This is a genomic window from Arthrobacter sp. TE12231 (assembly GCF_054062895.1).
On record NZ_JBSSFS010000001.1, the window covers coordinates 599,469 to 621,349 of the forward strand.

Annotated in this window: 19 protein-coding genes; 11 read left to right on the top strand and 8 right to left on the bottom strand. The window is 68.0% G+C overall.

Annotation, left to right across the window (positions count from 1 at the left end):
- Window positions 1-43 precede the first annotated feature (43 nt).
- Window positions 44-661, top strand: a complete 618-nt coding sequence (locus ACVWYS_RS02710) for a hypothetical protein (RefSeq protein WP_456508353.1) — start codon at window positions 44-46, stop codon at window positions 659-661.
- Between the two features lie 312 nt (window positions 662-973).
- Here the strand turns inward: ACVWYS_RS02710 and ACVWYS_RS02715 are convergent, their stop codons facing one another.
- The 3 genes from ACVWYS_RS02715 to ACVWYS_RS02725 form a co-directional block, all read right to left on the bottom strand.
- A complete protein-coding gene (locus ACVWYS_RS02715) occupies window positions 974-1,579 on the bottom strand; it encodes a TetR/AcrR family transcriptional regulator (RefSeq protein WP_456508354.1) in 606 nt (201 codons plus the stop codon).
- A 98-nt stretch (window positions 1,580-1,677) separates the two neighbouring features.
- The gene (paaK, locus tag ACVWYS_RS02720; RefSeq protein WP_456508355.1) at window positions 1,678-3,006 is read right to left on the bottom strand and encodes a phenylacetate--CoA ligase PaaK; all 1,329 of its coding nucleotides are present in this window, start codon (window positions 3,004-3,006) and stop codon (window positions 1,678-1,680) included.
- 16 nt (window positions 3,007-3,022) lie between these two features.
- Entirely contained in the window at window positions 3,023-3,553 is a 531-nt protein-coding gene (locus ACVWYS_RS02725; RefSeq protein ID WP_456508356.1) for a hotdog fold thioesterase, read from the bottom strand.
- A gap of 210 nt (window positions 3,554-3,763) precedes the next feature.
- Here ACVWYS_RS02725 and pta point away from each other — a divergent pair, with 210 nt between their 5' ends.
- From pta to ACVWYS_RS02740, 3 genes are all read left to right on the top strand, one after another.
- Window positions 3,764-5,878 (top strand): phosphate acetyltransferase, encoded by a 2,115-nt coding sequence (gene pta / locus ACVWYS_RS02730; protein ID WP_456508357.1) that lies wholly within the window; start codon window positions 3,764-3,766, stop codon window positions 5,876-5,878.
- A gap of 8 nt (window positions 5,879-5,886) precedes the next feature.
- Window positions 5,887-7,056 (top strand): acetate kinase, encoded by a 1,170-nt coding sequence (locus ACVWYS_RS02735; protein ID WP_344361789.1) that lies wholly within the window; start codon window positions 5,887-5,889, stop codon window positions 7,054-7,056.
- Window positions 7,057-7,146: 90 nt separating this feature from the next.
- Window positions 7,147-7,767, top strand: a complete 621-nt coding sequence (locus ACVWYS_RS02740; protein WP_456508358.1) for a GNAT family N-acetyltransferase — start codon at window positions 7,147-7,149, stop codon at window positions 7,765-7,767.
- Window positions 7,768-7,853: 86 nt separating this feature from the next.
- Here ACVWYS_RS02740 and ACVWYS_RS02745 read toward each other — a convergent pair whose 3' ends face one another.
- The 5 genes from ACVWYS_RS02745 to ACVWYS_RS02765 form a co-directional block, all read right to left on the bottom strand.
- Window positions 7,854-10,400 carry a hypothetical protein gene (locus ACVWYS_RS02745; protein WP_456508359.1) on the bottom strand — a complete coding sequence of 849 codons (2,547 nt, stop codon included), beginning with the start codon at window positions 10,398-10,400 and terminating at the stop codon, window positions 7,854-7,856.
- A 7-nt stretch (window positions 10,401-10,407) separates the two neighbouring features.
- The gene (locus tag ACVWYS_RS02750; protein WP_456508360.1) at window positions 10,408-11,148 is read right to left on the bottom strand and encodes a peptidoglycan-binding protein; all 741 of its coding nucleotides are present in this window, start codon (window positions 11,146-11,148) and stop codon (window positions 10,408-10,410) included.
- Window positions 11,149-11,359: 211 nt separating this feature from the next.
- On the bottom strand, window positions 11,360-13,576 hold the full coding sequence (locus ACVWYS_RS02755) for a S9 family peptidase (protein ID WP_456508361.1): 2,217 nt from the start codon (window positions 13,574-13,576) through the stop codon (window positions 11,360-11,362).
- Between the two features lie 27 nt (window positions 13,577-13,603).
- Entirely contained in the window at window positions 13,604-14,689 is a 1,086-nt protein-coding gene (locus ACVWYS_RS02760; RefSeq protein ID WP_344361802.1) for an LCP family protein, read from the bottom strand.
- Window positions 14,690-14,764: 75 nt separating this feature from the next.
- Window positions 14,765-15,823: an LCP family protein gene (locus ACVWYS_RS02765; protein WP_344361805.1), complete on the bottom strand. Its 1,059-nt coding sequence runs from the start codon at window positions 15,821-15,823 to the stop codon at window positions 14,765-14,767.
- 384 nt (window positions 15,824-16,207) lie between these two features.
- Between ACVWYS_RS02765 and ACVWYS_RS02770 the strand changes: the two genes are divergently transcribed.
- The 7 genes from ACVWYS_RS02770 (at window position 16,208) to ACVWYS_RS02800 (ending at window position 21,815) form a co-directional block, all read left to right on the top strand.
- Window positions 16,208-16,426, top strand: a complete 219-nt coding sequence (locus tag ACVWYS_RS02770; protein ID WP_337189802.1) for a hypothetical protein — start codon at window positions 16,208-16,210, stop codon at window positions 16,424-16,426.
- Window positions 16,427-16,916: 490 nt separating this feature from the next.
- Window positions 16,917-17,948, top strand: a complete 1,032-nt coding sequence (gene paaA / locus ACVWYS_RS02775; protein WP_116765237.1) for a 1,2-phenylacetyl-CoA epoxidase subunit PaaA — start codon at window positions 16,917-16,919, stop codon at window positions 17,946-17,948.
- A complete protein-coding gene (gene paaB / locus ACVWYS_RS02780; protein WP_116765236.1) occupies window positions 17,945-18,250 on the top strand; it encodes a 1,2-phenylacetyl-CoA epoxidase subunit PaaB in 306 nt (101 codons plus the stop codon). Before paaA ends, paaB begins: the two co-directional genes overlap by 4 nt.
- A complete protein-coding gene (paaC, locus tag ACVWYS_RS02785; protein ID WP_116765235.1) occupies window positions 18,247-19,185 on the top strand; it encodes a 1,2-phenylacetyl-CoA epoxidase subunit PaaC in 939 nt (312 codons plus the stop codon). The genes paaB and paaC overlap by 4 nt, the downstream gene beginning before the upstream one ends.
- 11 nt (window positions 19,186-19,196) lie before the next feature.
- Window positions 19,197-19,769 carry a 1,2-phenylacetyl-CoA epoxidase subunit PaaD gene (paaD, locus tag ACVWYS_RS02790; RefSeq protein WP_116765349.1) on the top strand — a complete coding sequence of 191 codons (573 nt, stop codon included), beginning with the start codon at window positions 19,197-19,199 and terminating at the stop codon, window positions 19,767-19,769.
- A gap of 15 nt (window positions 19,770-19,784) precedes the next feature.
- Window positions 19,785-21,011, top strand: a complete 1,227-nt coding sequence (gene paaE, locus ACVWYS_RS02795) for a 1,2-phenylacetyl-CoA epoxidase subunit PaaE (RefSeq protein ID WP_344361818.1) — start codon at window positions 19,785-19,787, stop codon at window positions 21,009-21,011.
- Between the two features lie 24 nt (window positions 21,012-21,035).
- The gene (locus ACVWYS_RS02800; RefSeq protein ID WP_116765233.1) at window positions 21,036-21,815 is read left to right on the top strand and encodes an enoyl-CoA hydratase/isomerase family protein; all 780 of its coding nucleotides are present in this window, start codon (window positions 21,036-21,038) and stop codon (window positions 21,813-21,815) included.
- The last annotated feature ends 66 nt before the right edge of the window (window positions 21,816-21,881 follow it).

The following is a 21,881-nucleotide window of genomic DNA, read 5'->3' on the forward strand; positions in this document are numbered from 1 at the left end:
TTCGCGCACCCGCCCGCCGCGACTATTTGAAGGATGGTTTCCGATGAGACAGACTGCAGGGACCCTGAACCGGATCTGGCTGGCAGTTCTCGGCATCCTTGTCCTGGCCGTCGGTACTGCTCTGCTCCTGCAGTCCAACGGGACACTGCATGCTTTTTTGAACACCGCCCGCTTTTGGGAGTCCGTTGTCACCGGCGACCTGAACGCGTTCTTTGCGCAGCCGTGGGTGGCGGCCGCCCTACTGATCATTGGCGTCATCGTCGCGGTGCTCGGGCTGCTGTGGATCACCGCCCAGATCCCAAGGAAGAACACGGCCGGCGCCTACCGCCTCCATGGCGACGGCAGTCAGGGATTCACTCTCTGCGACCCGTCCGTCCTCGCCGCCGCCGTCGAAAACCGGATCAACACCCTCCCCGGTGTCATCAGTTCCGCGGTCCTGCTGAGAGGAACTGCCAGAGCCCCCGACCTGAGCCTGAGGGTGACGGCCAATGACAGGGCCGACGTCCAGGACCTCATCCACCGCATTCAAACATCCACCCTGCCGGAGCTCTCCTACGCACTGGAAGCGCCCCTGCAGCGCAGCCAGCTGCAGATCGACATCAGCGGGCGAACCCAAAGCACCGGAACCGTGGTGCATTCCACCGGCACTGTCGTCCAGTAGCCGCTGATCCTTTCATGCGACGAGGGCTCCTGTCGGATTCAGTAGTCGTCTGCGTCAGCCGGGCGAGGGCACATTGACCCGGACGCTCCGGTATTACTCGGCGAAACGGGTCACGCGGCCATCCGTGGATCTGTGCGGCGTCGAGGAACCGCTGGTCGTAGCTCCACGCGATGTTCCGGGGCGGGCTCGGCCGGCAGTTCCTGCTCCGGCACGGCAAAGATCGGGGTGATCCGCCGCGGTTCCCAAATCAGGCACGCCTGCAGCGTGTCGACGACGGCGATCCGGCCGCGCAGCCCGCAGGAAGCGGGGGGCCTACTGCGGGACGTGGAGGCCGTGGAAGGCCATGGTGATGACGTCGTCGGCCAGCTTCTCCGGGGACAGCGAGCCGCCGGGCTTGTACCACTCGACGATCGAGTTGATGGTGCCGAACAGCAGGCGGGTGACGGTGCGGGGATCGATGTCCTGGCGCAGCGAGCCTTCGTCGCGGGCGGCGGAAATGAGGGCCGCCACCTTGTGGTCGAAGGTGCGACGGCGTTCCAGCGCGTCCCGCTCAATCTCGGTGTTGCCGCGCAGCCGCAGCAGCAGCGTGACGAACGGCAGCCGTTCCACCAGGACCGAGATGGTCTGACGGACCACGAATTCCAGCCGGGCCTCGGCCGAGCCGGTCTGCGCCTCGGGCCGGTCCAGGATGGCTTCGAGGCCGCCGAGGGCGTGATCCAGCGCGAGCTTGAGCAGATCGCCCTTGGACGGCACGTGGTGATAGATCGCGGACTTCGAGATGCCCAGGTTTTCGGCGAGGATGCCCATGGAGGTGGCATCGTAGCCGTGGCGGTTGAAGACGTCGACGGCGATCAGCAGGACCGACTGCTGGTCATAGCCGGGGCGGCCGCGCTTGGTGGTGGTTGCTGTGCTGGGCATACTCGCTAGTTTCTCATGAACGGTCGGTCAGCCCGGCCAGCCCGGCCCCGAAGGTCTGGCGGGCCGGGCTGGCCTGGTGGCTGGACCGGCGGGCAGCGTCAGCCCTTGGGGCGCATGTCGTAGATCCGGCGCAGCTTGCCGTTGGACCGCTCCAGCGAGCCGGGGTCGACGACGTCGACGGTGCAGGAGGAGCCGACGTGGATTTTGATCTGCTGCTGCAGAACCTTGGCCGCGGCCGCGCCGCTCTCGATCGTGACGGTGTCGCGGCGTTCAATCTTGACGGTCATCTGGTCCATCCGATGGCCCTCGGGGCGGGTGAGCTCCAGTTGGAAGTGCGGGCTGAGCTCCGGGATGCGCAGGGCGATTTCCTCGATCTGCGAGGGGAACAGATTCACGCCGCGGAGGATGATCATGTCATCGCTGCGGCCGGTGATGCGGCCCATGCGGCGGTGTGCCGGCCGCGCGGTGCCCGGCAGGAGCCGGGTGAGGTCCTTGGTGCGGTACCGGATGATCGGCAGGGCTTCCTTGGTGAGCGAGGTGAAGACCAGCTCGCCGGGTTCGCCGTCGCCCAGCACCACGGAGGGGTCGAAGGCGTCGATGATCTCGGGACGGAAGTGGTCCTCCCAGATGTGGCTGCCGTCCTGCGTCTCCACGGCTTCGCCGGCCACGCCCGGGCCCATGACCTCGGAGAGGCCGTAAATGTCGCACGCCTTGAGGTTCATGGTCACCTCAAGCTCATGCCGCATTTCCTCGGTCCACGGCTCGGCGCCCAGCACGGCGTACTTCAGCGAGGTGGAGGCCGGGTCGATGCCCTGCTTGATCATGGCGTCGGCGATGGTCAGCAGGTAGGTGGGGGTGGCCAGGATGGCGTCGGGCTTGAAGTCCTGGATGAGCGTGATCTGGCGTTCGGTCTGGCCGCCGGAGATCGGGATGACGGTGCAGCCGAGGGCCTCGGCGCCGGCGTGGGCGCCCATGCCGCCGGTGAACAGGCCGTAGCCGTAGGCGTTGTGCACCTTCATGCCCGGCCGGACGCCGGAGGCGCGCAGCGAGCGGGCCACGAGCTTGGCCCAGTCGGCGAGGTCCTTCTTCGTGTAGCCCACCACGGTGGCGCGGCCCGTGGTTCCGGAGCTGGCGTGGATCCGGGCGACCTCGTGCTGCGGCACGGCGAACATGCCGAACGGGTACTCGAGGCGGAGGTCTTCCTTGGTGGTGAAGGGGAACTTGCCGAGGTCGGAGAGCTCGCGCAGGTCGGTCGGGTGGACGCCGGCGGCATCGAACTTGCGCTTGTACAGGGGAACGCGGTCGTAGGCGTAGGCCACGGTGTGCTGCAGGCGGCTGAGCTGGAGCGCCTCGAGTTCGTCGCGGGAAATGGTTTCCTCGCGGTCCAGGACAGCGTCGGTAGTGGCGGCGGCAGTTTCTTGGGTCATCTGTGGTTCCCTGTTTCTATTTCTTGGAGATGGTGCGGCTGCGGCCGCGGAACTCAGCGACGAGTTCGCCCGGGGCGATGTCGGTGGGGAGTTCGCCCGGAACCGTGGCGGCGGGAGCCGGGCCGGCGGGTGCCGCCGTCGGAGTGCCCTCGCCGGGATCGGCGGCGTAGATCTGGATGTCGTAGAGACCACTGCGTCCCGTGCTGGCGCGGCGGTTGGCGACGGCGGTCAGGACCTGGCCGCGGAACGCCGGCTTGAGGAAGTTGATGTCGACGCCGGAAGCCACGGTGATGGTGCCCGAGTCGATCCCGGCTTCGCCCGGTTTCGGGTTGGCCGGGTTGCAGGCCAGCGCGAAAGCTGTGTCGCCGAAGGCGAAGATCATCCCGCCATGGGCCATGCCGAATCCATTGAGCATTTCCTGCCGGAGCGTCATGCGGATCGTGGCATGTCCGTCGTCCAGTGCCACAACTTCGATGCCCATCCACTCCGATGCGTAGTCGTCTTTGAGGATGGGGTGCGTGTCACCGGAAATCGTCAGTTCAGCCATGCGTCGTTGCCTCCAGCTTTATTTACCGAATGTTCATTAGGTAATCCCATTTGGGTGCCCGCTGTCAAGAGCTGGCGGCCCATCCGCCCGAACATCAGGCATATTTCGGGACCTGCCCCGTGTGCTCCGGGCGCCGCATGGAGAAACTGCGGCAACTGGTGAAAGTATGGAGGGACGGAGCACCACCACGACACGACCTAAGGGCGGATCATGGCCAAGGGGATATACGTCAGCGCGACCACGCCGGGATCCGGGAAGTCGCTCATAGCGCTGGGGCTGGCGGACACGCTGCACCGCCATGCTGACCGCATCGGCTTTTTCAAGCCTGTGGTTCACGGCAACGACGCCGCGGCGGACCCTATGGTGGCCCTGATGAAGGCCCGGTTCGACCTTGACGACCAGCGCTGCCGCGGCGGCCTGACGTTTACCGAGGTCCGCGGGCTGCTGGCCGAGGGAAACCGGGCGGAGATCGACGCCCGGTGCGTGGAGATCTTCGCCGAAATGTCGCGCCACTGCGACGTGGTGATCGTGGAGGGAACGGACCTCACCGGCCAGGACGCCGCCGTCGAATTCGACCTCAACGCACGCCTCGCGAACAATCTGGGTGCCTCCATCGTGGCTGTGGTGGGCGCGAAGGGGCGGACTGTCGCGGAAGCGGCCGACGCCGTCGAGGTTGCCCGCAAGGAACTCCTCGCCGAACGCTGCACGCTCCTGGCGATCATGGTGAACCGGGCCGACCCGGAGGACCTGGACGGCATTGCCGCGGCCGTCCGCCCGGGCGCCTCGGGCCGGCCCGTGTACGTCCTGCCGGAGCTGGAGGCGATCGCCAGGCCGACCACCGGCGAGGTCGCCTCGGCCCTGGGTCTGGGCCAGGTCGCCGGGCTGCCGGACCTGGAACGTGACGTGCATTCGGTCAAAGTGGCGGCCATGAACGTCGCCAACTTCCTGCACGTGCTCGACGACGGCGCTCTGGTGATCGTTCCCGGTGACCGGGCCGACGTGCTGGTCGCCTGCCTGGCGTCGTCGTTCTCGCCCGAGTTCCCCGTCCCGTCCGCGCTGATCCTGACCGGCGGGCTGGCACCCGATCCCACCATCTACTCGCTGCTGGCGCAGGCCCCGTTCCCGATCTTCGCTGCCCCCGACGACACCTACGTGACCGCCAAGCGGGTCTCCGAGGTGCGCAGCGAGATCTGGTCCGGACACCGCCGCAAGGTGGCCTCCGCCCTGGGCCTGTGGGCCAGGCGGGTGGACGAGGCCGAGCTGCTGGAGCGGCTGCACCTGCCCCGGCCGGAACGGATGACGCCGCTGCGGTTCCTGCACGATCTCATTGAGCGGGCCAGGCTGCAGCGCCGGCACATCGTCCTGCCGGAGGGGAACGACGTGCGGATCCTGCGTGCGGCCGAGATTCTGCACCGGCGCGATGTCTGCGATCTCACGATCCTGGGCAACGAGTCGGCGGTCCGGGAGCTGGCGTCCACCCAGGGCATCGACCTCTCCGGCATGAGCATCGTGGACCCCGCGACGTCGGAGCTGCGCCAGCCGTTTGCGCAGAAGTACGCGGAGCTGCGGGCACACAAGGGCGTGGACCTCGCCCGGGCGCTGGAAGTCATGCTGGACGGCAGCTATTTCGGCACCATGATGGTGCAGCTGGGCGTGGTGGACGGCATGGTGTCCGGCGCCGCGCACACCACCGCCCACACCATCCGTCCCGCACTGGAGTTCGTCAAGACCCGCGACGGCGTGAAGATCGTCTCCTCCGTGTTCCTGATGCTGATGCCGGACCGCGTGCTGGTCTACGGCGACTGCGCGGTCAATCCGGACCCGAACGCGGAGCAGCTGGCGGACATCGCGCTGGCCTCGGCCGAGACCGCCGCCCAGTTCGGCGTGGAGCCCCGCGTGGCCATGTTGTCCTACTCCACGGGCGGATCCGGCAGCGGCGAGGCGGTGGACAAAGTCCGGCAGGCCACCGAAGTGGTGAAGGCCCGCCGCCCGGATCTCGCCGTCGAGGGCCCCATCCAGTACGACGCCGCCGTGGATGCCGCGATCGCGCAGTCCAAGATGCCCGGCTCAACCGTCGCCGGGCAGGCCACCGTGTTCATCTTCCCGGACCTCAACACCGGCAACAACACCTACAAGGCGGTGCAACAGTCCTCGGGTGCTGTCGCCGTCGGGCCCGTCCTGCAGGGGCTCCGTAAGCCGGTGAACGACCTCTCCCGCGGCTGCACCGTGGAGGACATCGTGAACACAGTGGCCATCACCGCCGTCCAGGCGCAGTCCGCGGAGATCCAGCCAGCAACCAAACTTCCCGTCGAAGCCAAGGCTTAGGAGGCCCCGTGCTCGTGCTCGTCATCAACTCCGGCTCATCGTCGCTCAAGTACCAGGTACGTGATGTCGAGGCCGGCAGCGTGCTCACCGAAGGTCTGGTCGAGAAGATCGGGATGGGCACCGGCGGTGAGGGGGACGGCCAGATCGAGGGCCCGCGCGACCACGCCGAAGCCCTGGAACAAGTGGACGCGGCCATCCACGCAGCCCTGGGGGACCGGGCCCTGGACGCCGTGGGCCACCGCGTGGTGCACGGCGGCGAACGCTTCGCCGAGCCGGTGCTGGTCAACAACGAGATCACCCGGGCCATCGAACGACTGAACCCGCTCGCGCCGCTGCACAACCCGGCGAACGTCCTGGGCATCCGCGCCATCTCGAAGAAGTGGCCGCAGCTGCCGCAGGTCGCCGTGTTCGACACCGCCTTCCACCGCACCCTGCCGGAGCACGCCTGGCGCTACGCGGTGCCGGACGAGCTTTACACGAACCACGGGATCCGCCGCTACGGGTTCCACGGCACCTCGCACGAGTACGTTGCGCACCGGGCGGCGGCGCTGCTGGACGTTCCGGTCGAAGAGTTCGACGCCGTCATCGCCCACCTGGGGAACGGCGCCTCGGTCACGGCCATCCGCGGCGGCCAGTCCATCGACACGTCCATGGGCTTCACGCCCCTCGAGGGACTCGTCATGGGCACCCGCTCCGGTGACCTCGATCCGTCCATCCTCGTCTTCCTGGGCCGGGCCGGCTGGTCCCCCGAGGACCTGGATTCGATGCTGAACCGGCAGTCCGGGCTCAAGGGCCTTGCCGGAAACAACGACATGCGCTCGGTCGTGGAGGCCGCGGAGGCCGGCGACGCCAAGGCGGCGATGGCCCTTGCGGTCGCGTCCTACCGGCTCGCGAAGTACATCGGCGGGTACCACGTGGCTGTCGGCGGCGCGAAGGCCCTCGTGTTCACGGCCGGGATCGGCGAGAACTCGCACCAGTTCCGGACCCTTGTGGCACAGCGGCTCGGTGCCTTGGGCGTGGAGCTCGACGCCGGGCTGAACCGGGAGCGGTCCAAAGAACCCCGCGTCATTTCCACCCCGACGTCGGCCCTGCCCGTTCTCGTCGTGCCGACCGACGAGGAACGCGCGATCGCCGAGGCGACGGCCGCCGTCGTCGCCCAGGCGTCCGTTGCTCCGTAGCCGCCCCAACTAGCTCGCAGCAGGGGTCGTTTTGAGCCCCCACAACGGCCTCAACTGCGAGTCAGTTGGGCGGAGGGTAGCGTTGGGGACATGAAGGAACCCACGCCCCTCCCTCCGCTGCCACTCCGGACCGAACGGCTGGTGCTGCGGCGCTTCGAAGCCGCCGACCTCGACGCCTTCCACGCGTACCACTGCCTGCCCGAGACCGCCCGGTTCCTGCCCCGCGAGGCTAAGAGCTATACCCAGTCGATGGAGACCGTGGGCAAGTACGCCAACTTCGAGTTCGAGAAGGAGGGCGACTGGGTTGCCCTGGCCATCGAGGCCCAGGATTCGCCCGGGCTGCTCGGTGAGGTGGTCCTGAAGTGGCTGGAGGGGCCTGGCCAGGCCGAGATCGGCTGGAGCCTGGCGCCGGAGGCCCGGGGACGGGGCATCGCGAGCGAGGCCGCCCGGGCGCTGCTCAAGCTGGGCTTCGAGGAGTTCGGCTTTCACCGGATAGACGCCAAGCTCGATGCCCTGAACACTGCCTCGGCGGCGCTCTGCGAACGGCTCGGCATGCGCCTGGAATCCACCCAGGTGGACAAGTGGCACTACAAAGGACAGTGGGCCACGGAAGTCGTGTACGCCCTCCTCGAGGAGGAATGGAAGGCCCGCAGGAGGTATACGGCGGTTGAGGGCTCCGGGACGCGCCGACCTTGCGGAACGCCGACGTGACGGAACGCCGATCTGACGCAGATGGCCGGAATGAAGTCCTCATTGCGGCCATCTGCGTCAGATGGGATGCCGTTAGGGTCCCCAGCTTAGGGTGCGGGCGGCGGGGTGGATGCGGGCGCTGGTGAGAGCGTGCCCGATGCCGGAGCCGGCGCAGTCGGCTGCTCCTCTGCAGGCACCGTGGCACCGGAGCCCGGGGCAGGACCGGACGACGCCGCACCGCCAGTCGGCGCAGCACCGCCGGTTGGCGCCGTGGTCCCCCTGGCGCCCGTTGACGCGGCCTGCGTGCTGCCCGGGGTGGCTCCCGTGGCGCCGGACGTCGCTCCAGGTGTCGCGGAGGGGCTGGCCCCCGGTGCGGCACCCTGTGTGGCCCCCGGCGTCCCGGCGGTGCCGGAGGACCCGGCCGGGCTGGCACTGGGATCGGCTTTGATGACCGCCATGATCTGTTCCTTGTACGCGCTGAGCCGGTCCTGGATCTCCGAGAGGGGCCGGTTGCGCAGGTCCCGGCCGTAAGCGGCGATCTCCTGCCACAGCGCGTTGAGCCTGGCCGTGCCGTCGCTGCTCAGGGGACCGTCGAGGGTGAGGACCAGTTGGCTCGCCAGGGCATAGGTCAGGCACCGTACGCAGTTGTAGTTGGCGGACGCCGAGAGGTTCTCCGGGACGATCACATCGGTCTGGCCCACAATCAGGACCACCTGGAAACCCACCGCCACGGCGGCGCAGTCTGCGCAGTTCGCGAAGGCGTAGGCCTCATTCTTGGTGTCCACCGTGTCGCCGTCATCGGCCCAGACCAGGGCGAAGGCGACGTCGTACACCACGGAACCGTCGGTGGTATTGACCGCGAGGGACTGGTTGCCGTCGTCCTGGGGAGCAGCCGGCTTGTCGAACGGGAAAACCCAGGAAGGGGCAGTCGGCGCCGCTGCGGCGCCCGCAGGACCTGCGGTGCCGGCCGCGCCGGCCTGCCGCGGCACCAGGACCATGCTGAGCTGGGGCTCGTCGCGCGTGGGTCTCCGGGCGCCCTCCGGCCACAGGGCAACGGTCCTTCCTGGCCGGCCCTCCGCCATCCGGCCCGTGGCCGCAACGGGGAAGACTGCCACAGTGGCGTCGGCCAGGGTGCCGCGCTCGTAGGGCTGGACGGGGCGGTAGGCGTCGCCGCCGGGCCACCAGGCCCACGCGAGGCCGGCGGCAACGGCCGCGATGGCAACGATGGCGGTAGCCCGCTGCAGCGACTTGCCGCGGGTTTTCTGCCACAGCCCAGTGATGAGCTGGCGGAGAAGGCGCAGCAGAATGTACAAGATGCCCAGCACCGGCAGTGCCAGGCAGGCGATCGCGATCACCCGGACCGCGGCGTCGGCGAAGTCGCCGGCGGAGATGCTGTGGGAGAGCATGGCCTGCTGCTTCAGTCCGTTGTCCCAGGCGGTCCCGAGGACTCGCGGCAGGGTCAGCACCATGGTGACCATGCTGAAGACCAGCAGGGGAACCGTGACCAGCACCCAAATGGTGACTACCGCCCGCGCCCAGGGCTTCAGGAGCCGGGCTTCGGGGTCGGTGCGGCGCCACGGTATCAAGGCGAGCAGGGTGGGTTTGATCCGCTGGAACAGGTCCGGGACGCCGGTGGCGTCGGCCAGAATGTGGTAGCCGTCAAAACGGACCATCGGCATCAGCTGCCGGACCATTTGCAGGATCTGGGTGACCACCACCAGCAGCAGCGCATCGAAGCCGGTGGCCCACCAGATGCCCATGATCGCGACGGCTACGATCGCGTTGAAGTACAGTCCGCCGAGGTCGGTGCGGAGGCGGCCGCCCCGCCCGAGCCGGTAGGAATCGGTGACATCCGTGTAGAAGGCCGGCCACATCAGGTACAGTCCCGTGCCCATGGCGCCGGGGGTTGCCCCGCCGCGGCGGGCAGCGGCGGCATGGCCGAATTCATGGAAACCGGCAGAGAACACGGTGACCACCAGAATCAGGAGCACCAGGCCGGGGTTGGCGAATGCTTCATGCGTGGCCGACGCCAGCCCCTTGACCATCAGCACCCACCAGCATGTGGCCAGGAAGGCAGCAGTCACGGCCACCACGATCAGGGGGTGGAACAGCGTGGCGAACGGTGCCGTGAGCTTCCGGGTGCGTTCCGGATCGGTCACCGAGTACCGGAAGCGCATGCCCAGCAGCGGGTTCGATTTCTTCACCTCGGGCTCGGAACCGTCAGCCAGCCGGAGGAGTCCGAGGGGTAGGAGCTGGGAGGTAATCAGCGTCCGGACGTTATCGGCACTGACCAGCCGGCCAAAGCCTTCACTGGCGTGCTCGGCGATTTCTTCCGTGTCCCGGCGGCCGTCGATCGCCTCGAGCACGAGGTACAGCAGGCGGGTGAGCTGGATGGTCTGGCCGTCGGAACGGCGCACGAGGGATGGGGCTTCCTTGTAGCCGGACCCCTTCGCCTCGCCGATCAGCTGGATGCCGGCGGCCCGCGCCGGAACCGGCTGCTGGCTGACCGCCACGGACGACGCCGGGCGGCCAGTCCCGGCGGCAGCTGCAGCAGGAGTTTCAGCGGACGTGCCGCCGGCAGTTCCAGCGCCGCCGCTGGCAGGCAGGACCGGAGGGCCGCCCTGTTCGGACGGCCCTCCGTGCACAGTGCTCATCGAGGTGCTACTGCTTCAGAGTGGACTGCTGATCGGCCGAGGACGTGGCATCGCCGTGGATGTCCTGGTTGATGATGGCGTCCTGGTGGGCAACTGCGTACGCGTTGCTGTCGATCGAGCCGATGTTGGCGCCGACGGCCGCGTCGATCGGCGCTGCCACGTTGGCGTTGGCGGCCACGGCCCCGTTGATGGGCGCTGCGATGCCCGCATTGGCGTCCAGGTTCACGTCGACATTGAGCAGGTTGCCGTTCAGGGCCCCAGCAGCACCGGCGGCACCGGCGACATCCGTCGGCAGCGCGCCGCCCAGGTCCGGGGCCGTGCCGCCCAAGTCTGTGCCGCCCAGGTCCGTGGTCGGATCCGTGACTGGATCCGGGGCCGGGGCCGGGGCCGAGTCGGTGGAGGCAGGCCCGGTGGCGGTGCCCGTGCCCTGGTCGATGCCGCTGTCCTGCACGGAATGCGCCGTGGCATCGCCCGTGATGCCCTGGTTGATCAGGGTGCCCTGATCGGCCAGCGCCTGCGATTCGGACCCGACGGAGAGAACGTTGGCCGAGGCGCCGGCGTCGATCGGGGCGGCAACGTTGGCGTTGGCTGCGACGCCGAGGTCGATCGGCGCCGCGGCGCTGATGCCCAGGTTCAGGTCGGCGTTCAGGTCCAGGACGGACGCGACTTCCTTGTCCGGAAGGGCCGTGCCGCCCTGCGCCATCAGCTCATCATCAGTCAACGGGGTCATTTCCTGCTCAACGCTCACAATAAACTCCATCTCCGGCACCCTGTGCCCGGTCAAAGCTCTGCGACGCCCCGCCCCCAGCGGCCGGGTTCCACGTCGAAGTGCCCATCATGCCAGTAAATAGTAAGCATGATGACCAATTAGGCAACAGGCAACCCGATCGGTTGCTCCGCAACTGCCCTAATGGGCCCCCAATAGGGCGCCTGCGGAGCAACCGATGGGGGTGGGGGATTTACTTTAGCCCGGCCCCCGGCAGCAGCTCGGTGGCGCCGAGGGAATCGGCCACGAACGCGTAGTCCCAGGCCCGCTCGCGCCACTGCACGTACCGGCCCGAGGCGCCCCCGTGGCCGCCTTCCATCTCGATCTTCATGACAATCGGCTCGCTGCCGGTGTTCACTTCGCGCAGCCGCTGCACCCATTTGGCGGGCTCCACGTAAAGTACCCGCGTGTCATTAAACGAGGTGACCGCGGCGATCTTCGGGTAGGCCACGGCCCTGACGTTCTCGTACGGCGTGTACGACTTCATGTACGCGTACACCTCCGGGTCGGTGATCGGGTTGCCCCATTCCTCCCACTCCAGCGCCGAGAGCGGCAGCTCGGGGTCCAGGATGGTGGTCAGCGCGTCCACGAACGGAACGGCCGCCACGATGGCGGCGTACTTTTCCGGTGCCAGGTTGGCGACGGCGCCCATCAGCAGGCCGCCCGCGGAGCCCCCCATCGCGGCGATCCGGGCCGGGTCCACCCAGCCGGATCCGGCGAGCCAGTCCGTCGCGGCGATGAAATCGGTGAACGTGTTCTTCTTGCGCAGCTTCTTGCCGTCGTCGTACCAGTGCCGGCCCAGCTCGCCGCCGCCGCGGATGTGCGCGATCACGAACACGATGCCCCGGTCCAGCAGGGACAGCCGGGGGATCCCGAAGCCCGGATCCATGCTCATCTCGTAGGAGCCGTAGCCGTACACGAGGCCGGGCGCCGTCGAATCCTGCCGGACCGAGGCGTGCCGGAGGACCGAGAGCGGGACGCGGGTCCCGTCGTCGGCCGTGGCCCATTCCCGGGTGGCGACGTAGTCGGACGGCGAGTAGCCGCCCAGTACCGGGCTCTCCTTGCGCAGCAGGAGTTCACCGCCCGGTTGCTCCGGGGTGGGCAGCACGAAGTCGTAGACCCGGGACGGGGTGAAGTACGAGGTATAGCCCATCCGGATCACGGGGGCCTCGTAGTCGGAGCCCGCGACGCCGGCAGTATACAGCTCCTCGTCGAAGGCCGGTTCCACCGCGGCGCCCTGCTCCGGGGTGCCCAGCCCGGTCAGGGGCAGGACCTGGACCCGTTCAATCGTGTCCTTACGGATCGAGACCACCACGTGGGTCGACGTCACGCCGGCGCCGTTGACCCGGACCTGCTCGGAATGCGCGACGACGGTGCTCCAGTGCTGCTCGGCGAGCGGCTTCGCGAGCTCGGCCGGGTCCACGAGCGACACCATGGAATTAATGGCGTCCTTGTTGTGGGTGAGCAGGATCCGTTCCTGGCCGCGGCCGGAGGTGTCGGCCAGCAGGAACGGCTCCGCCTCGTACAGGATGCGCTCGTCGCGGGAGATAACGGTGCGGAGTCCGGCGTCGACATCATCAAAGCGCAGCAGGCGGGTTTCGCTGAACTCGGAGCAACCGATGCTCAGCACCAGGTGGCGCCGGTCGGCGGAGAGCTCGAAGCCGAGCCACATGGCGACGTCGTCCTCCTGATAGATGACCTCGTCCTCGCTGACGGGGGTGCCGAGCACGTGGGACTTGACCTGGTACGGCCGCCAGGAATCGTCCACCACGGTGTAGAAGATCCGGCTGCCGTCGGGGGAGAAGGAGATGCCGTAAAAGACGTTCTCGATCACGTCCGGCAGCAGCTCGCCGGTGCGGAGGTCCTTGATGCGCAGCGTGAAACGCTCGTCGCCGGCGTTGTCCACGGCATAGGCGTAGAGGGTGCCGTCGATGGTCGTTGCGGCCCCGCCCACGGCGAAGAACGGCTTGCCCTCCGCCTCGATGTTGCCGTCGAGGAGGACCTCCTCGCCGGGAATCACGACGCCTGCCTCGACCGCCGGCGGAGTCCAGTCCGCGACGCGGTCCCCGGTGTCCTGGCCGCGCACGCGGCAGTGGATGCCGTACTCCTTGCCTTCGACCGATCGGGTGTAGTACCACCAGCCGTCCTTGCGGTTGGGGACGGAGAGGTCTGTTTCCTGGGTGCGGCCCTTGATTTCCTGGAAGATGGCCTCGCGGAGCGGCTCCTGGTGCGCGGTCACCGCCTCCTGGTAGGCGTTCTCCGCCTTGAGCAGGTCCACGACCTCTGCGGATTCCTTGTCCCGGAGCCACTCGTAGTTGTCCTCGAAGGAGTCGCCGTGGTGGGTGCGCACCGAGGGGACTTTCCGGGCGACAGGAGGCTGCGGGGACGGCTGGACGGGAGTCTGGGTCATGGACCCAATGTACCGAAGAGCGGCGCTTCAGTTGCCGTTCTGCAGATTGTTGGCCGCCACGTAGCGGGCGAGCGTTCCCGAGGCCAGCGCGGCGGAGAGCGCGGCGGTCGCGGCACGGTCCTGCAGGACAATCGACTGGCCGTCCCGGCTGGTCCCGGTGCCGGAGGTCGGCAGCGTGAAGAACACACCACGCCCGGGCGCCGTGTTGCGGAGGCTGAAGGCGAGCTCCTCCAGCGACGCCGGGGTGAAGCTCGCATCCAGGGTCACATGCGGCAGCACCGTCGTGACGAGTTTCCGGACGGTATCGCGGTCCGCCAGGCCGCCGTCGGAGGCCATCTTGGCCATCACGGCCTTCAGGAACGTCTGCTGGTTCCGCACCCGCTGGTAGTCGCCGTCAGGGAAGGCATGGCGCTCGCGGACAAAAGCCAGGGCCTGCAGTCCGTTGAGCCGGTTCACGCCCGCCGGAAAATGCACCTTGTCATCCACGGTGCCGGTGAACGGCTGCTTGATGTCGACGTCGACACCGCCGAGCGCGTCTGTCAGAGCCGCGAACCCCTGGAAATCGAGCATGATCGTGTGGTCGATGTGCGCACCAAGCAGCGCCTCCACCGTCCGGGTCATCAGGGGCAGCCCGCCCAGTTCAAGTGCGGCGTTCACCTTCGCCTCGCCGTGGCCGGGGATGTCGACCCAGAGATCGCGCATGATCGAGAAGCCGTAGATGCTCTGCCGGTCCGCCGGAAGGTGGATGAAAATGAGGGCATCCCCGCGCTGGTCGGAGGTGCTGCCGGCGGCCGCCGCCGCCCGCGCATTGACCCGGCTGTCGCTTCCGATCAGCAGGATGTTAAGGGCGACGGCGGGTGGTTCCGGTGTGGTCGTAGGACTGGGCGGTGTCGAAGGCACGGCAGCCGGGCTGGCGGCCGGCGCCGTGGCTCCCGACGGCCCCGGCCGGGAACGGGTGAGAACGAACACCGCGGCCGAGGCAGCGACGGCGAGCACGAGCAGCACGCCCAGAAGCAGGACAAGCCGACGTCGGCCGGTTCCGGCCTTGGGAGGCGGCGACGGCGGCGGGGACGCCGCGGAAGCCTCGGCTGCCGGCTCCTGAGCGCTCCCCATGAGCGGACGTTACCATTGCCGCCCGCCGCGGACCATGGGCCCAAGGGCCCCCCACCCCGGATCGGATGGCGGGAATCAGTTGCCGTTCTCGAACTTGTTCGCCGCGACGTAATCGCCCAAGGTGTCCGAGGCCATCGCGCCGGAGATGGCCTGGATCGCGTTCGGGTCGGTCACGACGATCGACTGGCCGTCGGAGGACGTTCCGATGCCGCCGGTCGGGAGCGTGAACATGACGGCATTCTGCGCCCGAATGTCCTTGAGCTCGAGGGCCAGACCCGCCACGGCTCCTGAATCCAGGGACTTGTCCACGGTGACGAACGGTGAGACGGCGCCCACCATGTTGTTGATCGTGATCGGGTTGCTCAGCGTCTGGCCCGCAATCGACTTCTTGATGATGGCCCGCAGGAACTCCTGCTGGTTGCGGACGCGCTGGTAGTCGCCGTCAGCGTAGGCGTGGCGTTCGCGCACGAACGCCAAAGCTTCGGTTCCGTTGAAGGTGTGCTGGCCCGGGGCGAAAGACTGGCCCGGAAGCGCGGTGGAGCTAAACGGCACCTTGATGTTCACGGTCACCCCGCCCAGCGCGTCGGTGAGGCCCTTGAAGCCCTCAAAGTCGATCATCGCGACGTGATCGATGCGCTGCTGGAAAATCGACTCGACGGTCTGCACCATCAGGGGCGTGCCGCCCAGGGCCAGCGCGGAGTTGATCTTCGCCTCGCCGTGCCCGGGGATGTTGACCCAGAGGTCGCGCATGATGGACATCGTGTAGATGTTCTTGCGGTCCGCCGGGATGTGCATGAGCATCAGCGTGTCCGCGCGCTGGTTCGTGGGCGTGCCGCCGCCGGCATCTGACTCGGTGGCGCCGCGGCTGTCGCTGCCCATCACCAGGATGTTCATCGCCGTGCCCGTCTTCTGCGGGCGCGTGGACTCGTCCGGGAAGGCCTGGTCAATCTTGCTGGTGCCGGAGTCGAAGGTGCGGGCGAGGTTGAAGAGGTAGCCGCCGGCCACGACCGCGACGAGCGCCACCACCACGGCGACGGCGATCAGCACCGTGCGGCCCCGGCGTTTCCGCACGGGGCGCCGCTCGCGGGTCCCAGGCCCGGGGATGTGGTCTGCGGTTTCGAAGGGGTCTGTCATGTGTTCCTCTACGTCGGCCGGGCTTCGTACCCGGTAGCCATCTGGACCAATGCCGGGTGCCGGACGGGCGCCGTGGCGGCCCCACTACAGTACACCGGGCCCGGTGATCAACACTTTCGGCCCAACAAAGCCGCAGATAACGCGGGGTTTCCCGGATATGAAGCGGACTGTTGCCTACGTCACACTCCCTGCCTAGGCTGGGGGCGGTCGCAGCGTCGCGGCCAAAGCGGTCGCAGCGTCGCGGCCAGGCAGTAAATGCACGAACAGGGGAATCGTTTGAACCACAAACTCCGGGTTCTTGTCAGGCTTGACCTCGATTGCGGTCAGGCAGAAGTAGCAGCGCAGGGACATGTGACGGCGAGGAGCCTCCAAGCCCTGTACGTAGTGGTTAAAAGGGCAAACCACCTCAAAGAAGGACTCCACCTGGTGCTGGATATCAGCCACGCCCGCGTGGAACCGGCGGCCCTCGAGCAGCTCCGGGAGTGCTCGGCCTCCCACCACCTCCCGCCCGCCATTGATCCGCTCCAGTCCGAATGCCAGCTCAGCATCCTGGCTCCGGCGGAAAATGCCCCGGCGCCCCGGCCCCGGAGGCTCGCGGCCTAAGCTTGCGCCGGCTTCCTCACCGCGCCGGTGGGGATTGGCGACGTCGTTCTCTGTGGCGGCGCCCATGAATGCCGGACGTCGCGCGGCAGTGCGATAGCCGGATCCCGCGCGGGCAGCGGCCCGGACAGCCCGGACGGGCCGTACGCGCGGTGCGCGCGTTGGGCGCCGTACGGGCGGTGCGCGCCGAGAGGCGGTTGCCGCCGTCATGCGTCACCCGTGGAACCCTCGTGGATCCCGCGCGCCCTGGCAAGGCGTCCAGGCCTTCCGTGCGCAGGCCTTCTGTGCGCTGGGCCTCTGCGCGCGATCCCTGTATCCGCGGACATCCTGCCTGCGCACGAACCCGCGGGCGGTGCCCTCTCCGGACGTGCGCTGATTTTCCGCGCCCGAGGGGAGCCGGAGTCGGGTCTGCGGTGCTTGACGCATCTCCGGCCTTCCGCATATCCTGAACGAACGGTCGGTAATTATTTATCGGAAATTCATAGGAGCAACCATGGCATCGCAGACCCTGCAGTCAGTGCCCGCCGAGCCATCGCCGGCACGGCATGAACAGAGCCTCGAGGACGCGGCCCGGCGCGACGCCGAGGGCCAGGCATACTTCGACAAAGTCATGGCGGAGGATTCCCGGATCGAGCCGCGCGACTGGATGCCGCCGGCCTACCGCAAGACGCTCCTGCGCCAGATCTCGCAGCACGCGCACTCGGAGATCATCGGCATGCAGCCCGAGGCCAACTGGATTTCACGCGCCCCGAGCCTCAAGCGCAAGGCCATCCTCATGGCCAAGGTCCAGGACGAGGCAGGCCACGGCCTCTATCTCTACTCCGCGGCCGAAACCCTCGGCCAGCCGCGTGATGCGATGATGCAGGACCTGATGGACGGCAAGGCCAAGTACTCCTCCATCTTCAACTACCCGGCCCGCACCTGGGCCGACATGGGCGCCATCGGCTGGATGGTCGACGGCGCCGCGATCGCCAATCAGGTGCCGCTGTGCCGCGCGTCCTTCGGCCCCTACGGCCGGGCCATGGTGCGCGTGTGCAAGGAAGAATCCTTCCACCAGCGCCAGGGCTTCGAGATCCTGCTGGAACTCTCTAACGGCACCCCCGAACAGAAGCAGATGGCCCAGGACGCGGTGAACCGCTGGTACGCCCCGGCCCTGATGATGTTCGGCCCGCCGGATGACGATTCGCCCAACTCCAAGCAGTCCATGGCCTGGAACATCAAGCGTTTCAGCAATGACGAGCTCCGCAACCGCTTTGTCGGCATGATGATGGAGCAGGTCAAGGTCCTCGGGCTCACGCTCCCGGACAAGGACATCCGTTTCAACGAGGAAACCAAGAAATGGGAGCACGGGCCGCTGGACTGGGATGAATTCCACGAAGTCCTCGCCGGCCGTGGCCCCTGCAACGCCCAGCGCCTCGAACGGCGCCGCGAAGCCCACCAGAACGGCGCCTGGGTGCGCGAAGCCGCAGCGGCGTATGCCGAAAAACAGAGCCGCAAGCAAGCAGAGAAGGAATCCGCAGCATGACCACCCCCGAACCTCACGCAGGCAACGTCTGGCCGATCTGGGAAGTGTTCGTCCGCTCCAGCCGCGGCCTGTCCCACGTCCACGCAGGATCCCTGCACGCACCCGACGCGGCCATGGCCCTGCGGAACGCCCGTGACCTCTACACCCGGCGGAACGAAGGGGTGTCCATCTGGGTGGTTCCCGCCGAGGCCATCGCGTCCAGCGATCCCGATTCCAAGGGGTCCTTCTTTGAGTCCCCGCAGGGCAAGGACTACCGCCACGCCACGTACTACACCAAGAGCGAGGGAGTGAAGCACCTGTGAGCACCGCCGAAACTGCCGCAGCTGCGGCACCCGCAGAGACAGATACCGTCGGCCACGGCGACATCTCCGTCGGCGTCTCCGGTGCCGGCGCCAGCGGCGACGGCGCCGCCAGCGCAACGCGCATCACCCCCGGCAACGCCCTCCGCCCGGAGGACATCGCCCTTGCCGTGAGCCGCGGCGCCGCGAAGCCGAGCGACGACGTCGCCGAGTTCGCCCTGCGCGTGGGCGACGACGCCCTGATCCTGGCCCAGCGCCTGGGCCACTGGATCTCCCGTGCGCCGGAGCTCGAAGAGGACATCGCGCTGGGCAACATCGCCCTGGACCAGCTCGGCCACGCCCGGTCCTTCCTGAGCTACGCCGGCGGCCTGGACGGTCGCAGCGAAGACGATCTCGCCTACTTCCGCCGCGAGCACGAGTTCCGCTCCGCGGAGCTCTTCGAGCAGCCCAACGGCGACTTCGCCGTCACGATCGCCCGGCAGTTCGTGGTCAGCTACTACCAATTCGAGCTTTATCGTCGGCTGACGTCCTCCACCGACGCCACCCTGGCCGGCATCGCCGCCAAGGCGGTCAAGGAAGTGGACTACCACCGGGACCACAGTGCCCAGTGGGTCCTGCGCCTGGCCCAGGGTACGGACGAATCCCGCGAGAAGATGATCCACGGATTCAAGGTCATCTGGCCCTACGTGGATGAGCTGTTCCGCGACGACGAGCTCACCGGACGGCTGAGCGAAGCCGGCGCCGCGCCGCAGCCGTCGAGCCTGCGCGAGGACTTCGACCGGCTCACCGGCGAGGTCCTGGCCGAAGCAGAGCTTGAGGTCCCCCACGTGCAGCCCGCCCCCGGCGGAGGCCGCCGCGGCCTGCACTCCGAACACCTCGGCTACCTCCTCGCCGAAATGCAGGTGCTCGCCCGCGAGTACCCCGGAGCCAGCTGGTAACCACGATGGACATGTTTGTCTCCCATCCGGACACCCCGGGGCGCCGCGATGCCGCCCAGGGCAACACCGCCCAGGCGAAAGCCTGGGCGGTGGCCGCCACCGTCTGCGACCCTGAAATCCCGGTCCTCACCATCGAGGACCTGGGTATCCTGCGCAACGTCCAGGTGACGAAGGAACCAAGCGCTGACGACGGCGGCATGGTTCCCGCCGTCCACGTCACCATCACCCCGACCTACTCCGGCTGCCCCGCCATGGACACCATCCGGGATGACCTCACCGCGGCGTTCCACCGCGCAGGGTACCCCAGCGTCCAGGTCGAACTCGTCCTGTCCCCGGCCTGGACCACGGACTGGATGAGCGAGGACGGCAAGGCCAAACTGGAGGAGTACGGCATCGCGCCGCCCTCCGGCCACTCCAACGCGGTGCGCCACGCCGGACCGGTGCGGCTGTCCCTCGCCGTCAAATGCCCCCAGTGCTCATCGCTGAACACCAAAGAACTCACCCGCTTCGGTTCCACGTCCTGCAAGGCCCTTTACGTGTGCCAGGACTGCAAGGAACCGTTCGACTACTTCAAAGTTTTGTAAGGAACAGGTGCCTCCATGACTGTTGTCCGCCAGACCGCCGCCGAGTCGGCCGCAGCCACCGGCCGCCGTCGTGCGTCCTTCCACACCCTGACGGTGGACGAAGTCCGCCGGCTCACCGATGACGCCATCGAGGTGACGTTCGGCGTTCCGACCGAGCTCGCGGGGCAGTTCGACTACCTGCCGGGCCAGTACGTCGCGCTCCGCACAACCCTGCCCGACGCCGACGGCCAGCCGCACGAGATCCGCCGCAGCTACTCGATCTGCGCCGAACCGCGCAGCTTCGAGGACGGCAGCAGCGAAATCCGGGTGGCCATCAAGAAGGACCTCGGCGGCCTGTTCTCCACGTGGGCCAACGCCGAGCTCAAGGCCGGCGACGTCCTGGACGTCATGAGCCCCATGGGCGCGTTTGTCTCCAAACACGGCCGTGACGGCAAGCCCGTCGAGCAGAACGTCATGAATTCCATGAACCACCCGGAAGAGCTAGCGGGGGAGCCGGGCTCGTTCGTGGCCATCGCCGCCGGCTCCGGCATCACTCCCGTGATCGCCATCGCCCGCACCTTGCTGGCGGCCCACCCGGAGACCCGCTTCGACCTCATCTACGCCAACAAGGCCGCCATGGACGTGATGTTCCTTGAGGAACTCGCGGACCTGAAGGACAAGTACCCGGCCCGGCTGGCGCTGCACCACGTGCTCTCGCGTGAACAGCGGATCGCGCCGCTGCTCAGCGGCAGGATCGACGCAGAGAAGCTCCAGGCGCTGCTGGGCACCGCCATCCACGCCGACGACGTCGACGAATGGTTCCTCTGCGGCCCGTTCGAACTCGTCCAGCTCTGCAGGGACACCCTCGCCGCCCGCGGCGTCGCCCCCGAACATGTCCGGTTCGAACTGTTCACCTCCGGCAAGCCGGACCGTCCCGAAGGCAACATCGGCCGGCCCGTCATCGCCGACGAGTCGCAGGATACCTACAAGATCACGTTCAAGCTGGACGGCCTGCAGGGCGAGGTCACAAGCCCCACTCACGCCCGGGAATCGATCCTCAACGCAGCCCTCCGGGTCCGCCCCGATGTGCCGTTCGCGTGCGCCGGCGGCGTCTGCGGCACCTGCCGCGCCAAGGTGGTGACCGGCAAGGTCACCATGGACGAGAACTACGCCCTGGAGCAGGACGAGCTCGACAAGGGCTACGTCCTGACCTGCCAGTCCCACCCCACCACCCCGGAAGTCACGGTCGACTTCGACGTCTAGGCCTTTCCCAATCCAAGGAGTCCCATGATTTCCCTGTCCATCGCCGACGGCGTCGCCGAAGTAGTGCTCGACGCGCCGTACAAGCTGAACTCCCTCGACGAACAGGCACTGGCGGACTTGTCCCGGGCCTACGACGACGCCGCTGACGCCGCCGCACGCGGCGAGGTCCGGGCACTGCTGCTCCGCGGCGAGGGACGCGCCTTCTGCGCCGGCCGCGACATTGCCGGCGTGACCCCGGAGAGCGACGACGCCCAGGCCTACCTGGGCGGCCTCGTCCAGCCGCTCCTCAAGAAGATGAGCGCCTTCCCCGCGCCCACGTTCGCCGCGGCCCAGGGCGCGTGCCTCGGCGTGGGACTCGGCCTGCTGCTGGCCACTGACGTGGTCTACGTGGCGGAGAACGCCAAATTCGGTTCACCGTTCGCAAAGCTCGGCGCGACACTGGATTCCGGCGGGCACTGGTACTTCACCGAGCGCCTCGGCATGCACCGGACCCTGGATCTGATCTATACCGCCGAGCTCATGAGCGGCGCCGACGCCGTGGCGCAGGGCCTGTTCAGCCGGGCGATGCCCGCCGCGGAACTGCTGGAGAACACCCGCGCCATCGTGGCCTCTGTGGCGACGGGCGCGACCGGGGCATTCAACGCCAGCAAGGAGCTCGTGGCGCACATCAGGGACCAGCGCCTTGGGCTGTGGGAGGCCATGGAAGAGGAGAACGCCGAGCAGGCGCGGCTGTGCAAGAGCGAGGACTACGCAGAGGGTTTCCGCGCCTTTCAGGAGAAGCGCTCCCCGGTTTTCAAAGGCTGACAGGCGCCCCGGCGCGGGACCCGGGACCGGGAATGTCCACTACTTGTCTTTGCTCCGAAGCATTCT

Excerpts from the sequence above, each read along its gene's own strand:
- pta (WP_456508357.1), top strand. The coding sequence starts at position 3,764 with ATGGCCAAGGGGATATACGTCAGCGCGACCACGCCGGGATCCGGGAAG.
- paaA (WP_116765237.1), top strand. The coding sequence starts at position 16,917 with ATGGCATCGCAGACCCTGCAGTCAGTGCCCGCCGAGCCATCGCCGGCA.
- paaD (WP_116765349.1), top strand. The coding sequence starts at position 19,197 with ATGTTTGTCTCCCATCCGGACACCCCGGGGCGCCGCGATGCCGCCCAG.
- paaE (WP_344361818.1), top strand. The coding sequence starts at position 19,785 with ATGACTGTTGTCCGCCAGACCGCCGCCGAGTCGGCCGCAGCCACCGGC.
- ACVWYS_RS02760 (WP_344361802.1), bottom strand. The coding sequence starts at position 14,689 with ATGGGGAGCGCTCAGGAGCCGGCAGCCGAGGCTTCCGCGGCGTCCCCG.
- ACVWYS_RS02725 (WP_456508356.1), bottom strand. The coding sequence starts at position 3,553 with ATGGCTGAACTGACGATTTCCGGTGACACGCACCCCATCCTCAAAGAC.
- ACVWYS_RS02715 (WP_456508354.1), bottom strand. The coding sequence starts at position 1,579 with ATGCCCAGCACAGCAACCACCACCAAGCGCGGCCGCCCCGGCTATGAC.
- ACVWYS_RS02800 (WP_116765233.1), top strand. The coding sequence starts at position 21,036 with ATGATTTCCCTGTCCATCGCCGACGGCGTCGCCGAAGTAGTGCTCGAC.
- ACVWYS_RS02710 (WP_456508353.1), top strand. The coding sequence starts at position 44 with ATGAGACAGACTGCAGGGACCCTGAACCGGATCTGGCTGGCAGTTCTC.
- paaB (WP_116765236.1), top strand. The coding sequence starts at position 17,945 with ATGACCACCCCCGAACCTCACGCAGGCAACGTCTGGCCGATCTGGGAA.
- ACVWYS_RS02745 (WP_456508359.1), bottom strand. The coding sequence starts at position 10,400 with ATGAGCACTGTGCACGGAGGGCCGTCCGAACAGGGCGGCCCTCCGGTC.
- ACVWYS_RS02740 (WP_456508358.1), top strand. The coding sequence starts at position 7,147 with ATGAAGGAACCCACGCCCCTCCCTCCGCTGCCACTCCGGACCGAACGG.
- ACVWYS_RS02765 (WP_344361805.1), bottom strand. The coding sequence starts at position 15,823 with ATGACAGACCCCTTCGAAACCGCAGACCACATCCCCGGGCCTGGGACC.
- ACVWYS_RS02755 (WP_456508361.1), bottom strand. The coding sequence starts at position 13,576 with ATGACCCAGACTCCCGTCCAGCCGTCCCCGCAGCCTCCTGTCGCCCGG.
- paaK (WP_456508355.1), bottom strand. The coding sequence starts at position 3,006 with ATGACCCAAGAAACTGCCGCCGCCACTACCGACGCTGTCCTGGACCGC.